15 protein-coding genes, 2 tRNA genes and 2 pseudogenes are annotated in these 13,370 nt (G+C 59.9%); 16 read left to right on the plus strand and 3 right to left on the minus strand.

Annotated features, from left to right (window positions below):
- A pseudogene (locus tag FEV53_RS17905) lies at positions 1-243 on the minus strand (IS481 family transposase); the annotation flags it as partial.
- A 124-nt stretch (positions 244-367) separates the two neighbouring features.
- Here FEV53_RS17905 and FEV53_RS17910 point away from each other — a divergent pair.
- Positions 368-733 (plus strand): annotated as a pseudogene (locus FEV53_RS17910) (transposase); the annotation flags it as partial.
- A gap of 685 nt (positions 734-1,418) precedes the next feature.
- Here the strand turns inward: FEV53_RS17910 and FEV53_RS17915 are convergent.
- Positions 1,419-1,493, minus strand: a tRNA-Thr gene (locus FEV53_RS17915).
- A gap of 130 nt (positions 1,494-1,623) precedes the next feature.
- On the opposite strand from FEV53_RS17915, the gene FEV53_RS21010 reads away from it, so the two are divergent.
- From FEV53_RS21010 to FEV53_RS17960, 10 genes are all read left to right on the plus strand, one after another.
- Positions 1,624-1,785 carry a hypothetical protein gene (locus tag FEV53_RS21010; RefSeq protein WP_185962301.1) on the plus strand — a complete coding sequence of 54 codons (162 nt, stop codon included), beginning with the start codon at positions 1,624-1,626 and terminating at the stop codon, positions 1,783-1,785.
- A complete protein-coding gene (gene murA / locus FEV53_RS17920; protein ID WP_142836103.1) occupies positions 1,785-3,053 on the plus strand; it encodes a UDP-N-acetylglucosamine 1-carboxyvinyltransferase in 1,269 nt (422 codons plus the stop codon). Before FEV53_RS21010 ends, murA begins: the two co-directional genes overlap by 1 nt.
- Positions 3,050-3,520 carry a DUF2948 family protein gene (locus tag FEV53_RS17925; protein WP_142836104.1) on the plus strand — a complete coding sequence of 157 codons (471 nt, stop codon included), beginning with the start codon at positions 3,050-3,052 and terminating at the stop codon, positions 3,518-3,520. The genes murA and FEV53_RS17925 overlap by 4 nt, the downstream gene beginning before the upstream one ends.
- Before the next feature lie 18 nt (positions 3,521-3,538).
- Positions 3,539-4,837, plus strand: coding sequence for a histidinol dehydrogenase (hisD, locus tag FEV53_RS17930; RefSeq protein WP_142836105.1), 1,299 nt, complete (start codon positions 3,539-3,541; stop codon positions 4,835-4,837).
- Between the two features lie 70 nt (positions 4,838-4,907).
- Positions 4,908-5,369: a UPF0262 family protein gene (locus FEV53_RS17935; RefSeq protein ID WP_142836106.1), complete on the plus strand. Its 462-nt coding sequence runs from the start codon at positions 4,908-4,910 to the stop codon at positions 5,367-5,369.
- A 76-nt stretch (positions 5,370-5,445) separates the two neighbouring features.
- Positions 5,446-5,664: a translation initiation factor IF-1 gene (infA, locus tag FEV53_RS17940; RefSeq protein WP_021097168.1), complete on the plus strand. Its 219-nt coding sequence runs from the start codon at positions 5,446-5,448 to the stop codon at positions 5,662-5,664.
- A gap of 1 nt (position 5,665) precedes the next feature.
- Entirely contained in the window at positions 5,666-6,250 is a 585-nt protein-coding gene (locus FEV53_RS17945) for a Maf family protein (RefSeq protein ID WP_142836107.1), read from the plus strand.
- On the plus strand, positions 6,247-7,293 hold the full coding sequence (locus FEV53_RS17950) for a ribonuclease E/G (protein WP_142836108.1): 1,047 nt from the start codon (positions 6,247-6,249) through the stop codon (positions 7,291-7,293). The genes FEV53_RS17945 and FEV53_RS17950 overlap by 4 nt, the downstream gene beginning before the upstream one ends.
- Entirely contained in the window at positions 7,290-7,466 is a 177-nt protein-coding gene (locus FEV53_RS17955; RefSeq protein WP_142836109.1) for a DNA gyrase inhibitor YacG, read from the plus strand. Before FEV53_RS17950 ends, FEV53_RS17955 begins: the two co-directional genes overlap by 4 nt.
- A 123-nt stretch (positions 7,467-7,589) precedes the next feature.
- Positions 7,590-7,664 (plus strand) — tRNA-Phe (locus FEV53_RS17960).
- A 31-nt stretch (positions 7,665-7,695) separates the two neighbouring features.
- Here FEV53_RS17960 and FEV53_RS17965 read toward each other — a convergent pair.
- Entirely contained in the window at positions 7,696-8,808 is a 1,113-nt protein-coding gene (locus FEV53_RS17965; protein WP_142836110.1) for a tyrosine-type recombinase/integrase, read from the minus strand.
- 493 nt (positions 8,809-9,301) lie between these two features.
- On the opposite strand from FEV53_RS17965, the gene FEV53_RS17975 reads away from it, so the two are divergent.
- The 5 genes from FEV53_RS17975 to FEV53_RS17990 all read left to right on the plus strand — a co-directional run.
- The gene (locus FEV53_RS17975; protein ID WP_246100903.1) at positions 9,302-9,826 is read left to right on the plus strand and encodes a helix-turn-helix domain-containing protein; all 525 of its coding nucleotides are present in this window, start codon (positions 9,302-9,304) and stop codon (positions 9,824-9,826) included.
- 2 nt (positions 9,827-9,828) lie between these two features.
- Positions 9,829-10,161, plus strand: coding sequence for a hypothetical protein (locus FEV53_RS17980; protein WP_142836112.1), 333 nt, complete (start codon positions 9,829-9,831; stop codon positions 10,159-10,161).
- A gap of 400 nt (positions 10,162-10,561) precedes the next feature.
- Positions 10,562-12,124 (plus strand): site-specific DNA-methyltransferase, encoded by a 1,563-nt coding sequence (locus FEV53_RS21310; RefSeq protein ID WP_221931661.1) that lies wholly within the window; start codon positions 10,562-10,564, stop codon positions 12,122-12,124.
- A complete protein-coding gene (locus FEV53_RS21315; protein WP_221931662.1) occupies positions 12,081-13,088 on the plus strand; it encodes a hypothetical protein in 1,008 nt (335 codons plus the stop codon). Before FEV53_RS21310 ends, FEV53_RS21315 begins: the two co-directional genes overlap by 44 nt.
- Positions 13,089-13,127: 39 nt before the next feature.
- On the plus strand, positions 13,128-13,370 hold a 243-nt coding region (locus FEV53_RS17990; RefSeq protein WP_142836113.1), incomplete at its 3' end, for a transposase.

The raw sequence follows: 13,370 nt of genomic DNA on the forward strand, positions 1-13,370 counted from the left end.
CAGTAGCGTATGACGCCGGAATGCGACAATCATGGCCTCCTCCGCTTCGGTGAGAACGGTCGAACGCGGCTCCCTCGGCCCAGTCTTCAAGTCCTCCACCGTCGCCCGCTTGCGCCACTTCGCGACGGTCTTGGGATTGATGCCCAGCTCCTTGCTCAGCTGCGTGAGCGAAGCTTGCGATCGCTGTATTGCAGCTCTGACAGCGTGCGTGGTCGAGGCGCTCCCGTGACGAACTTGTCCCATAATGCTTCCTTCCATTCCTGAGAAAGGATCACACCATCAAACCGTGGGATCAAACACTTAGCCTCAGGATGCATTGATTTCTGTTGCGCTGCGTTATTCACGCCTCCGAAAACGGAGTGGGGACATGAGCGATCTCTTCTGGTTGACCGACGTGCAGATAGCGGGTCTGCAACCTGTCTTCCCCAAATCACACGGGAAGCCCTGGGTTGATGAAAAGCGTGTGCTTACCGGGATTATCTTCATCAATCGCAATGGCTTGCGATGGCGTGCCGCTCCTGCTGCATATGGACCGCACAAACCACTCTTCAGCCGCTGGAAGCGTTGTAGCGAAAAGGGCATCTTCGCGCGGATGACGGCCGGGCTGGCGCCGGAACACGGCGAGAAGTCGACCGTGATGATCGATGCGACATGCCTCAAGGCCCACCGAACAGCGACCAACGTGGCCGCCAAAAAAGAGGGGCGTGGTCGCCTGATCGGTCGCACCAAGGGGTTCGAGGGAGGATGAAGCGGTCCAGTGGACAGTTTCACCAGAGAACGGAACACCAGGCTGCACGCCATCCCGTTGCAGCCACGCTTCCTGAGCCCGGCGGATCGCGCGACCGCTGGTTGTCCCCTTCCGAGGCCGCTGCGCTCCTGCGGAATGCCGAACCTCACGTCCGCCGGTTCATCATTCTTTCGATCTACTCGGGATGTCGCGCATCGGCGGTTCTTGAACTGATCTGAGCACTGCTGGATCCCAACGCCATGACAATCCGCTTTAGAGCTGACGGGCAGACCGAGACGAAAAAGCGCCGTGGCCGGATCAGAATGCCTCGACAGCTTGGCGCATATATTCGGCGTTGGCACAAAATCACAGACGGCGGCACCCACGTTGTGATGTATCGAGGGCAGGCTATCGACAGCATAAAGACCGGCATCAGGAGAGCCGCCGAGCGGGCAGGAATCGACGGTGTGACGCCACACGTTCTGAAACATACCGCGATCACATAGGCGGTCATGAATGGACTGGGCGTCGAGGACGTCGCCGAATACTTCGACACATCGGCGGAAACGATCAGAAAGCACTATTGGCATCACAGTCCGCACCATCAGCAGCGGGCCTTGGAAATCATCGAAAGGAGATAATAACTGTGCGAATAAATGTGCAAACAGATAGCGATTTTGGGCCTAACCGATGGTGCTGCCGGAGAGATTTGAACTCTCGACCTCTCCCTTACCAAGGGAGTGCTCTACCCCTGAGCTACGGCAGCGCCCGATGGGTGGCGCGCTGATAGACCGTTGCCTCTGGGGGCGCAAGGGCCGATTTGGGATTTTTTTCGTGGTCGCCACGGCGGCCTTCGCAACTGGACCCCGGCCCATGGCTGAGCTATCAGGGCGGCCATGTCAGATCGGGAAAAAGCACCGTCGAAACCCTCCGGGTCAGACCGCGACGCGCGTCTGAAATCGGCGCTGAAGGCGAACCTTGCGCGACGCAAGGCTCAGGCCAAGGCGCGGGCGGCGGCTTCCCGGACCGAGGAAAAGAGCGAGCGACAGGCAAAGTAATGGACTCCATCGTTGTAACCGGCGGCAATGAGCTGCACGGAGAAATCCCGATTTCGGGCGCCAAGAACACCTGTCTCAAGCTTATGACAGCGGCGATCCTGAGCGACCAGCCCGTAACTCTGACCAATGTTCCGGCGCTATCGGACATCAGGACGCTGACGGAATTGTTGCAGAGCCTCGGGGTCGAGATCGCGCAGCTCCAGAACGGTCATGTCATGGTGCTTTCGGCGGAGCAGATCGCGTCCCGTCGGGCCGAGTATGAGATCGTGCGCAAACTGCGCGCGTCCTTCAATGTGCTGGGGCCGCTCCTGGCCCGTGAGGGCGAAGCCGAGGTGAGCTTGCCTGGCGGCTGTGCCATCGGCGCTCGTGCGGTAGACCTGCACCTGAAGGCCATGGAGACGCTCGGCGCGGAGATCGAGCTCCGCGAAGGCTATGTCCACGCCAGCGCCCCAAACGGCCTAAAAGGGGCCATCATAGAGTTCCCACTGGTCTCAGTCGGCGCCACCGAAAACGCCATGACCGCCGCGACGCTTGCCAAGGGCACTACGGTGATCCGCAACGCCGCGCGCGAACCCGATACAGTGGATCTGGCCCGCTGCCTCTCGGCCATGGGCGCAAAGATCGAGGGAGCCGGGACCTCTGAGATCGTGATCGAGGGCGTTGACGCGCTCCATGGCTGTACCCACCGGGTGATTGCCGACCGGATTGAGATGGGCACCTTCATGATCGCGCCGGCCATTTGCGGCGGCGAGGTCGAACTGATTGGCGGGCGCCGTGATCTTGTCGAGGCCTTCGCGCAGAAGCTTGAGCAGGCCGGTGTCGAGATCATCGAGACGGATCGTGGTCTGAAAGTGTCCCGCCGCAATGGAAAGGTACGCTCGGTCGATGTGCGTACAGAGCCGTTCCCGGGCTTTCCCACCGACCTGCAAGCGCAAATGATGGCGCTCATGTGCCTCGCGGACGGGACCAGCGTGCTGGAGGAGACGATCTTCGAGAATCGGTTCATGCACGCGCCCGAGCTCATCCGCATGGGCGCAAAGATTGACGTCCATGGCGGCACCGCTACCGTTCAGGGTGTCGAGACACTCAAAGGTGCGCCGGTGATGGCGACCGATCTGCGGGCTTCGGTGTCGCTGATCCTCGCAGGGCTTGCGGCCGAAGGCGAGACGCAGGTGAACCGGGTCTACCATCTGGATCGCGGCTATGAGCGGCTCGAAGAGAAACTCCGTGCCGTCGGCGCGACCATTGAAAGGATGCCCGGATCATGACCGATGACGCGCGTTTCGAAGATGCCCATGGCGGGCCATTGCGATTGCGCGCACTAGACGGCGAAGATCTGGCAGTGATTGCAGGTCTGGTGCAGGACTCCGTATTTCCGATCAGCGAAATGCGCTGGGATCGCGGGCATCGGCGCTTTGCGCTGCTGCTGAACCGGATCCGGCGCGAGGACGGCGCGGCGCTGCGGGGGAAACCCGAACGGGTGCAGACAGTACTGGCCTTTGAGGATGTGCAATCGGTTCAGACCATGGGTGTGAACCGCGCCGACGGGAACACGGTGCTCTCGCTTCTGTCTGTCGAGTTCGAGCCGGGCGAGGACGGGACCGGCACGGTTCTTCTGACACTCGCTGGAGATGGTGCCATTCGCGTTGGTGTTGAAGCCCTCGAAGCGACGCTCAGGGATGTCACCCGCCCCTATCTCGCCCCTTCGGGCAAGCTGCCCGATCACGGTATCTGACCCCACGAAAGGCCCCCAATGGTTCAGTTCCTCAACTCCGACGCCCCGGATTTCGAGGCGCGTTTCACGGCGCTTCTATCCATGAAGCGCGAGGACAGCCCCGAAGTGGACGACATCGTCGCGGGCATCATTGCCGATGTAAGGGCGCGCGGCGATGCGGCGCTGTGCGAGCTCACGGAGAAGTTCGACCGAATGGCGCTGACGCCGGACCGGCTGGCCTTTACCGAAGCTGAAATCGACGCCGAGATCGCGAAGGTGTCCGCCGCCGAACGCGAAGCTCTGGAACTGGCAGCCGCGCGGATCGAGGCCTATCACCGTCGCCAGATGCCTGAGGACCAGAGCTGGACAGACGAGACAGGCGCTACGCTGGGCTGGCGTTGGTCAGCGGTGGGTGCTGCTGGGCTGTATGTGCCCGGCGGTCTCGCCTCTTACCCGTCCTCGGTTCTGATGAATGCGATCCCGGCCAAAGTCGCGGGCGTCCAGCGCCTCGTGATCACAGCGCCCACCCCCGATGGCATCGCCAACCCGCTGGTGCTGCTCGCCGCGCGGCTCTCGGCGGTCGAGACCATCTACCGGATCGGCGGCGCGCAGGCCGTAGCGGCGCTGGCCTATGGCACCGAGACGATCCGCCCGGTGGACAAGATCACCGGGCCCGGCAATGCCTTCGTTGCCGCTGCGAAACGTCGCGTCTTTGGCCGCGTCGGGATCGACATGATCGCAGGGCCGTCAGAAATTCTCGTGATCGCCGATGGTGAGAATGACCCGGACTGGATCGCCCTCGATCTTCTCAGTCAGGCCGAGCATGATGAGAGCGCCCAGTCGATCCTGATCACCACTGATGCCGATTTCGGGCAAGCGGTGGCCAGGGCCGTGGAAAAGCGTCTCGAAACCCTGGAACGCCGGGCCATCGCGGGGGCAAGCTGGCGGGATTACGGCGCCATTATCACCGTCCGCGATCTGGAGGAGGCAGCAGCGTTGACCGACCGCATCGCGCCCGAACATCTGGAGCTATGCGTCCCTGACCCGGAGGCGCTTGCGGCGCAGATCTCCCATGCGGGCGCCATGTTCCTCGGGAAATGGACACCGGAGGCCATCGGCGACTATGTCGGCGGTCCGAACCACGTCTTGCCCACGGCACGGTCGGCAAGATTCTCCAGCGGCTTGTCAGTGATGGATTTCGTCAAGCGGACCACCATGGCCCGGATGACGCCCGAGGCGCTCCGGGCGATCGGGCCGGCTGCCGAAACGCTGGCGCGATCCGAGAGTCTGGAGGCACACGGACTCAGTGTGACGGCGCGTCTGCGGCAGCTCAACTGACCTCGACAGGGCTCGTTGCGCTACCTATAGTCGCGAAGGGGAGGGTCAGATCCATACGGGGTGACGGCCGATGACGTATCTACGCAGCGTCCAGGTGGACGATTCGAACCTTTCGGCGCCGACGCCGGAAATCGATCAGGAATGCCGTGTAGCCGTGTTTGATTTGCAGGAAAGCAACAGCTTCTCCCTGAACGACGGGCCAGATGGTCCTTACGATCTGACCCTGTCTCTGGACCGGAGCGAAGCGCGGTTTGAATGGAAATCTGCGGGTTCGCAGCAGGGCAGTTTTGCGGTCGGTCTTGGCACGATGGCTCAGGCCTTCAAGGATTACAGTGCTTTACGCGACACTTACATGGAGGCCGTGCGGTCTCTGCCCCCCAGCAAGATCGGTGAAATCGACGCCGCGCGACGGGCTGTCCATGCCGAAGCGGCCAGCCAATTGCGCGCCCGCCTCGCGCCGCAGGCCGAGATTGACGAGGAAACCTCACGCCGCCTGTTCACCCTGCTCTGCGCTCTGACCTGCCGGAACTGATGCGGCTTGATTTTTCGGGCGAACGGGACCATCTAGGCGCAGTCCGCGCTTGGCGGATATCAAATTTGGAGTGACCATGGCCAAGGAAGAACTGCTCGAATTCCCCGGCGTCGTGAAGGAACTCCTGCCGAACGCGACATTTCGGGTCGAGCTGGAAAACGGCCATGAGATCATCGCGCACACGGCGGGCAAGATGCGTAAGAACCGCATCCGTGTTCTGGCGGGCGACCGGGTTCAGGTCGAAATGACACCCTATGACCTGACCAAAGGTCGGATCAATTACCGTTTCAAGTAACGTGGCACCGCGCCTCGTTCTGGGATCCGGTTCGCCCCGGCGGCTTGAGCTGCTGGGGCGTTTGGGTCTTGAGCCCGCCGAGATCCGCGCACCCGACATCGATGAAACCCCGTTGCACGGCGAATTGCCGCGTCCATACTGCGAGCGCATGGCCCGGGAAAAGGCGCTGGCGTCCGCGGTTGCACCGGGCGAGGTTGTCCTTTGCGCCGACACCACGGTCGCGGCGGGTCGCCGTATCCTCGGCAAGCCCGCAGATGCGGACGAAGCCCGCAAGTTCCTGAAGCTCCTATCCGGTCGTCGCCATAAGGTAATTACCGCCGTTGCGGTCCGCACCGATGAGCGTTTGCTTGAACGGGTGTCCGTCAGCTCTGTGCGCTTCAAGCGGCTGAGCCAAGACGAGATTTCCGGCTACATCGCCTCCGGCGATTGGCGGGGCAAGGCTGGCGGTTATGCCATTCAGGGCAGCGCCGAGGCGTTTATCCCATGGATCGAGGGCTCCTATTCCGCCATCATGGGCTTACCGCTTGCAGAGACCGCCCACCTGCTCATGGCAGCCGGGCTGCCCGTCTGGAGGTCCGCCGCATGAAAGGCACCGTGATCCATCTCGACAGCTATCGGGGCCGCCTCGCCGCCGCGCGCATGGTCGATGGCCAGCTTGATGATCTGCTGATCGCGGCCGATGACGAAGTCCCGACTCCGGGAACGATCTATCGCGCCGTTGTTGATCGCCAGTTCAAAGGTCAGGGCGGTGTTACGCTGCGCTTACCCGACGGCCAGAGCGGCTTTCTCCGCCGGGCCTCGGGTCTCAGGCCGGGCCAGAGCCTTCTGGTTCAAGTCACAGGCTACGCAGACGACGGCAAGGCCGTTCCGGTCACTGCGGATCCGCTGTTTAAATCGCGCCACGTGATCATCACGCCCGGCAAACCCGGCTACAACGTGTCGCGACAGATCCGGGATGATGATATCCGGGAAAGCCTGCTGGAGCTGGCCCACGATATGTTGGGCGCGCCGACCGAGAGCTTCGGCTTGATTCTGCGGTCTGCCAGCGAAACCGCCGACCGCGAAGAAGTCGCAGGCGACCTGATCGCAATGTCCGAGCTGGCCGCAACAGTGGGGCAGGATACGAGTTCGGACCCCGAACTGCTCGTCGAGGGCCCAGATCCCCATATGCAGGCGTGGCAGGATTGGGACATGCCGGACGCACTGATCACGGATCCCGGCAACTTTGCGGCTCAGGGCGTAGAGGATGAGATCGACAAGCTCTTCTGGCCCCGTGTCGCCCTGTCCGAAGATCACTGGATGAGCATTGAGCCTACCCGTGCGCTCGTGGCTGTGGACGTGAATACCGGTGCGGACGGGTCGCTTGCCGCAGGTCTCAAGGCCAATATCGCCTGCTGCCGCGCCCTGCCCGCTGCCCTCCGGTGTCGCGGCCTCGGCGGGCAGATTGTCATCGACATGGCGCCCGCGCCGAAGAAGGATCGCCGGCAGATCGATCAGGTCCTCACCAAAGCTCTGCGCGCCGATCCGGTGTCTACGGTCATTGCTGGATGGACGCCGCTCGGCCACGTGGAACTGCAACGTCGCCGTGAACGTCTTCCGCTGCACCAGCTTTTTCCGGAGGCCCGATGAGTTGCCCTATCTGCCGTCAACCCGGCGTGCCCCAGTATCGTCCTTTCTGCTCCCGCCGCTGCGCCGATATCGACCTCGGCCGCTGGCTCAAGGGCAGCTATGCCATCCCGACCGAAGAGGACGAAAGCTGGAACGAAACTCCCACCGGAGCCTCGGCACCTCAGGAGGATTAACCAGGTTTCGGGTCTTTATCAGAAAACCCGACAGAAGGTCGTTTTTTCCTCCAGAACCCTCTGGACCTCCAGCAAACATCTGTCTAAGACGCGCTCACCCGAGGGCGAACGCCTTCACCCAGTGCCCGGGTAGCTCAGGGGTAGAGCAGTGGATTGAAAATCCTCGTGTCGGTGGTTCGATTCCGCCCCCGGGCACCACTAAAAAATCTGATATGATTATGTTCTTTGTTCATATCTGATCCTCGTTTCGGTCAGGTTTGACGCTTTTCTGCGAAGGTTTGACACTTTCTGCCCGCCTTCTGTTCTCTTCTTCCAGTGTGGCCATGGTCTCGCGGTTCTTGTCGGCAAGGTTTGCAGAGCGTGAATAGTGCCGTGCCATGGATGGTGTTTTCTGCCCCAAAAGGTCCGCGATGCGGCGTTCATCGAGGCCTGCTTCGCGCAACGTCGTAGCGACCGTGTGCCGCAAGCCCTTAAGCGTGAGACCTCTTTCGATAAGGCCCTCCTTCTCAAGAGCAATTTTGAAGCGGTACCAAACTGTCGAAAAGCCGTTGTAAGTCCATGCCCTACCGCGCGAATTGGAAAGCACAGTCTCGGCGTCGTGGTTAGGCATGCGGTCAAGTGCGGACTGAAGGGTTGGGCTGATTGGAATTGCAACTTCTTCACCTGTCTTCCCCCGAACGCCCCAGATCGTGTCGCCATCGACCTGATCCTTGCGCAAACGCAGCGCATCGGACGGATCGAGGCCTGTGTTCATCATCAAGGCCAAGGCAACTCGGACACGAGGTTTGGCCCTACGCAGGACGGTATCGCGCTCCTCAATGGTCCAGGGACGGTTGGCATAGGTCTGATCGCGTGGGCGTCGCTTTGGGATCACGTCTTTGGCGAAATTCGCGGAGATGAGTCCCTTCGGGATGTTGTAGCGAAATACCTCGCTCAAAAGCGTGCGGACCATGTTTGCCCGACGCCAGCCTATCTTTTTCGCTGCCTTGTCGTGGATACCCGCAATCAGGGGCGTGTCGATTATATGGATCGGAGTGTCACGGATCGGCTCAAGGAAGTCCGCGCACTTGCGATAGTCGCGCCGGGTCGCCTCCGCGAGGTTCTGATAGTGCTCAGTCTCGAAATAGGACTGGATCAGCCCGCCAAGCGTTCCGGCCTTTGGGGCTTTCGCTCGCTGCGCCTCGGCGATGGCGCGGATCGATTCACACTCGGCAAAGAACTCGGCAGAACCAATGGGCGCACTAGTCAGGTCAATCTTGTGCCCGGTCTCTCGGTGATAGCATCGCGGCTTGCCATGCCGGTCTTTGAAAATCTTGAAGCCTTTGACTCGCACGTGCGTCATTAAAGACGATCCAAAATAGATTCTCGCGTGTCCGTGACGGATCCGGACTTCACATCATCAATCCAAAGATCGAGGTCGTGGCGATCCCACAGAAGTGAGCCTTGCTTCAATTCCACTGGGCGAACGGGACAAGCCATCTGAAAGTGCTTGACAGCCAACCCAGTGTAACTCGCGGCTTCGGACCTCTTGAGCATCCGCTTGTTCGTCACGCTGATATTGAGATTTGTTGTCGCCATGGCCTGGCACCTCCGTTAACTCGCCGTCGGGCCTTTGGTTCTTTTGATTTTGGTTGCGTTCCTCTGGAAACGTTCCCAACCGCCCATGGTGATCATCTTTGTCTTCGATGAAATCTCGACGAACTCCAGTTTCCCGGTGTTCATGAGCGCGCGAATTTGCGCAGGGCTCAGCCCAACTATTTCACTGAGTTGTTTAGGTGACAGGAGGCGTTCTTGTTTCAAATTCGGCACCTTTCGATCTCGTTAGAAGGAATCTCTTGTCCTGTTCGATCCTGCGTGTTCAGATCACTCAAGCAATTAAATACGTCATTTTGTGCACATTGGCAATTTTGAGCACAAACGTCAAACGGAAACTGCTTATGGTGCGAAAGTCGTCTGATTTGTTTGTGGGGATCGGGGCTCGGCTCGCGATCACACGTAATGAGATCGGGCTGTCACAAGCCGACATGGCCAAAGAGATCGGGGTGTCGCTGCGCGCCTATCACAGCTACGAAAAGGGGGACCGTGGGGTTCCAGTCGAGGGACTGGTCGCGATCCATGAGAAATACGGTTCTGACGTGACGTGGATCCTCTTGGGCTCGAAGTCTGCCCGTGTTGAGCATGACATCGACGCATTGGAAGAGTTCGAGACATCTCTTGATCGTTATCTGACCGAGCAAGGAATTCGCATAAAAAGCGAAAAACGGGGTGCGATTATCGCGCGCTGGTATAGATCTTTGACCGATGGCAAGGAGATAAAGATGGAAGACGTTCACACGTGGATAGAGTTGTTGAGAGAATAGACATGCAGGTTACTCAATCGCCCCAGTGGCAGCGCCAAAATTTGGTCGTGCTCGAGCGCATCCGCCGCGATGTGAATCGTTTCACCAACCCGCTTTTTGAAGTCGGTTTGCTGGCTTCAATCATATACACGGTTCTCTTTGCCAAGCTTAAGCTTTTTTCAGTGCCCGGGACGATTGATCCTGTGCTTGCCGCGCTTCCAGTGGCGGCAGTTGTGGTGCTGGTCTTGTTTCCTGCGGTGGCGCTGGCGGGGATTTTGGAATTTTATCTCAGACTCCGCATCTCTACGGCGTCACGGGACCGCAAGCACCAACTCGAACATGTGAAAGATCGATAATCCCGCTGGGGTTCATCAACACACATCTGTTTCAAGAGTAAGAGGCACCATGTCATCCGATCTTTCTGCATTGATCCGGTCGCTGACCCCCGAAGACGGATCGACCATTGGCAATGGCGCGATGTTGGCGCGGTTGCGGGATCATTTCCCGAGCCTCACGGAGGAAGCCTATTTAGAGGCGCGTGATATGCTGATTGACGAGGGGGTGCTCGGCAGGGGCAAGGGGCGGGGCGGATCGATCTACCGCGCGGACATAAAGCCGGAGTTTTCCTTGGAGGCTGTCGAACAGGCTCTCGCCGAGGTTCCAAAACGCCTCGCCGGCCAGAAATCCAGCAAGTCAACGGTCCGGAAATCAGATCAGCCGCCGGAGGTGCTCAGTTACCGGCACGATGAGACACGCGTGAACAACCCCGAGGTGGGAATGGTGCATGCGGACACGGACCCGGATGGGGAGAAGTCCACCTGGGCCTATGACCCGCATCTGGACCCGGTGCTGAACTTTGACAGCGCGCGCGGCGCGATTGAGACGCTGATCGACGAGGCGCTGGCCAGTGATGATCCCGTGCGGATGAAGGATGCGCTGACGGAACTCAAACGCTTGCAGGCCCCTTACCTGAACTGGACGGGCAAGGCGGAGAAGACCTCGTTCGAGGTCGATACCGTCTCGCTCCACGTCCATGAACGGGTGGACCCGGCGACGATCCTGGCGAGTGCGGCCAGGCGGATGAAGGGGCAGGATGCGGCGACGCAGTGGCGGCAGCCGGACCTGTTCGCCGCGCCGTTCGAGAACCTGCCGCTGCGCCAGGCGCTGGATTTCTACCACCACGAAAAGGGCTGGTCGAACCGGCTGGTGGCGGGGGACAGCCTGCTGGTGATGAACTCGCTCCTGACCAAAGAGAGCATGGGCGGCAAGGTACAGATGATCTATATCGACCCGCCCTATGGCATCAAATACGGGTCGAACTTTCAGCCCTTTACCAACAAGCGCGACGTGAAGGACCGGTCAGACGCCGACCTGACGCAAGAGCCCGAGATGATCAAGGCGTTCCGGGACACCTGGGAGTTGGGTATCCATTCCTACCTCACCTATCTGCGCGACCGGCTGATGCTGGCGCGGGAATTGCTGACCGAGAGCGGATCGGTGTTTGTGCAGATTGGAGATGAAAATGTTCACACTGCGCGTTTATTGCTTGAAGAGGTATTTGGCGTTGAGAACTTCGTTAGTGAAGTTTCGGCCCGAAAGACCTCCAGTGCAACTGCCGAGCTTCTACCGGGTGTATTGGACTACATTATTTGGTTCGCAAAAGACAAATCGAAGCTCAAGTACCGCCAATTGTTCAACCCAAAGAGAGGCGCGGATTCAGGCGCGTCCGGTTACACTCGCGTTCAAACAGAGACCGGAAAGCGGATTCCGCTAAAGAGTTTGCTAGACGAAGAAACTGGCGAACTGCCCGATTTCGCAAAACCCTATGCTCAAGGCGACCTTACAAGCCAAAGGCCACCCGGCGACTTTCCGGTAGAGTACCAAGGTTCAGACTACCGGCCACGCGCAGGGTATTGGAAGACAGGTCAAGAGGGGTTCCCGCGCCTCCTCAAGAGCAACCGGGTAGAAATACAGGGCAATACGCTACGATATGTTCGCTACTATGAAGATTTCCCTGTCTTCCCCATCGTCAATTCTTGGGAGGATATCAGCGGCGCTGTGCAAAGTCGAAGCGACCCCAAGGTATACGTCGTGCAGTCATCGGTGTCACTTTGCGAACGCTGCCTCCTGATGACGACCGATCCCGGCGATCTGGTGCTTGACCCCACCTGCGGCTCCGGCACCACCGCCTTTGTCGCCGAGAAATGGGGGCGGCGCTGGATTACCTGCGACAGACACCTCTCGCGTGGCGATCACGCTGGCCAAACAGCGGCTAATGACCGCCAGTTTCGACTATTACGCCCTGCGCTATCCGCATGAAGGGCTGAAGGGCGGGTTCGATTATGAAACCGTGCCGCATATCACGCTGAAGAGCATCGCCAACAATCCCGACATCGACACGATCCATGACGAGGATCACCCGAAGATCGCGGCGGCGCTGGCCGATCTGAACGCCACGCTCACATCCGCACCGCCGCTGCCGATCAAGCCCACCCAGGGCTATCGCAAGGGCAAGCAGGTCTCCTTCCGCGATGGCGATGTGCTGGAAGAATGGGAGGTGCCCTTTGACCTACCCACCGATTGGCCCGAGGCCGCGAAGGCCCCATTCGAGGCCTTCCACAAGGCCCGTCAGTCCATGCAGCTTCGCATGGATCAATCCATCGCCGATCACGCCGATCAGGAAACGCTCTACGACAAGCCGCGCATCGACAAAAACAAGCTGCGCATCACCGGCCCGTTCAGCGTCGAGGCCGTGCCCGCGCCCACCGTGCTGTCGCTGGACGAAAGCCTGCCCGCGGAAGAGGCCGACAGCACCGTCGCCCGCTCTGGCGAAACCTCGCGCCAATCGCTCTGGCGCGATGAACTGCTGAAAACCGGTGTGCGGGGCAAGGGCGGCAACATGATGCGCTTTGCCGAATTCGAGGTAATCCCCGGCACCAAGTTCCTGCATGCCAGCGGATCACTTACCGATACGGGCGAGCGTGTCGTGGTCAGTTTCGGCCCCGAACACGCCGCGCTGGAACAGCGTCAGGTCGAAGAGGCGATGAACGAAGCCTACACTTTGATGCCGAAGCCCAAGTTCCTGCTGTTCTGCGCCTTCACCTTTGACCCGGAGGCCGCGAAGGACATCGACGAGATGAACGTGCCTGGCATGACCTTCCTCAAGGTGCAGATGAACACGGACCTGCTGACCGAGGATCTGAAAAGGGCGCGTTCCTCAAACCAGTCCTTCTGGCTGATGGGCCAGCCCGAGGTCGAGCTGCGCATGGTCTTCCCCCACTGAAGTGGTCCTCCGCTATGTTTAGGAAAACGGAGGAAACAGATGGCAAACAAGCGACCAAAGCCAGAAGAGATTGTTACGAAGTTACGGCAGGTTGAGGTTCTGACGGGGCAAGGGATGCCGCGTCTGGATGCGATCCGCCAGATCGGCGTGACTGAACAGACGTTCTACCGCTGGAAGAAAAAGTACGGTGGAATGGGCACGGACCAATTGAAGGAACTAAAGCGTCTTCAGAAAGAGAATGAGCGGCTGCGCAAGGCTGTTTCGGATCTGACCCTGGACAAG

The organism is Palleronia caenipelagi (assembly GCF_007004065.1).
In the GTDB taxonomy this organism is placed as follows: domain Bacteria; phylum Pseudomonadota; class Alphaproteobacteria; order Rhodobacterales; family Rhodobacteraceae; genus Palleronia; species Palleronia caenipelagi.

What these genes read in the sequence shown, in the direction of transcription:
- FEV53_RS21010 (WP_185962301.1), top strand. Translation starts at nt 1,624, where the DNA reads ATGTCAGATCGGGAAAAAGCACCGTCGAAACCCTCCGGGTCAGACCGC.
- murA (WP_142836103.1), top strand. Translation starts at nt 1,785, where the DNA reads ATGGACTCCATCGTTGTAACCGGCGGCAATGAGCTGCACGGAGAAATC.
- FEV53_RS17925 (WP_142836104.1), top strand. Translation starts at nt 3,050, where the DNA reads ATGACCGATGACGCGCGTTTCGAAGATGCCCATGGCGGGCCATTGCGA.
- hisD (WP_142836105.1), top strand. Translation starts at nt 3,539, where the DNA reads ATGGTTCAGTTCCTCAACTCCGACGCCCCGGATTTCGAGGCGCGTTTC.
- FEV53_RS17935 (WP_142836106.1), top strand. Translation starts at nt 4,908, where the DNA reads ATGACGTATCTACGCAGCGTCCAGGTGGACGATTCGAACCTTTCGGCG.
- infA (WP_021097168.1), top strand. Translation starts at nt 5,446, where the DNA reads ATGGCCAAGGAAGAACTGCTCGAATTCCCCGGCGTCGTGAAGGAACTC.
- FEV53_RS17950 (WP_142836108.1), top strand. Translation starts at nt 6,247, where the DNA reads ATGAAAGGCACCGTGATCCATCTCGACAGCTATCGGGGCCGCCTCGCC.
- FEV53_RS17955 (WP_142836109.1), top strand. Translation starts at nt 7,290, where the DNA reads ATGAGTTGCCCTATCTGCCGTCAACCCGGCGTGCCCCAGTATCGTCCT.
- FEV53_RS17965 (WP_142836110.1), bottom strand. Translation starts at nt 8,808, where the DNA reads ATGACGCACGTGCGAGTCAAAGGCTTCAAGATTTTCAAAGACCGGCAT.
- FEV53_RS17980 (WP_142836112.1), top strand. Translation starts at nt 9,829, where the DNA reads ATGCAGGTTACTCAATCGCCCCAGTGGCAGCGCCAAAATTTGGTCGTG.
- FEV53_RS21315 (WP_221931662.1), top strand. Translation starts at nt 12,081, where the DNA reads ATGACCGCCAGTTTCGACTATTACGCCCTGCGCTATCCGCATGAAGGG.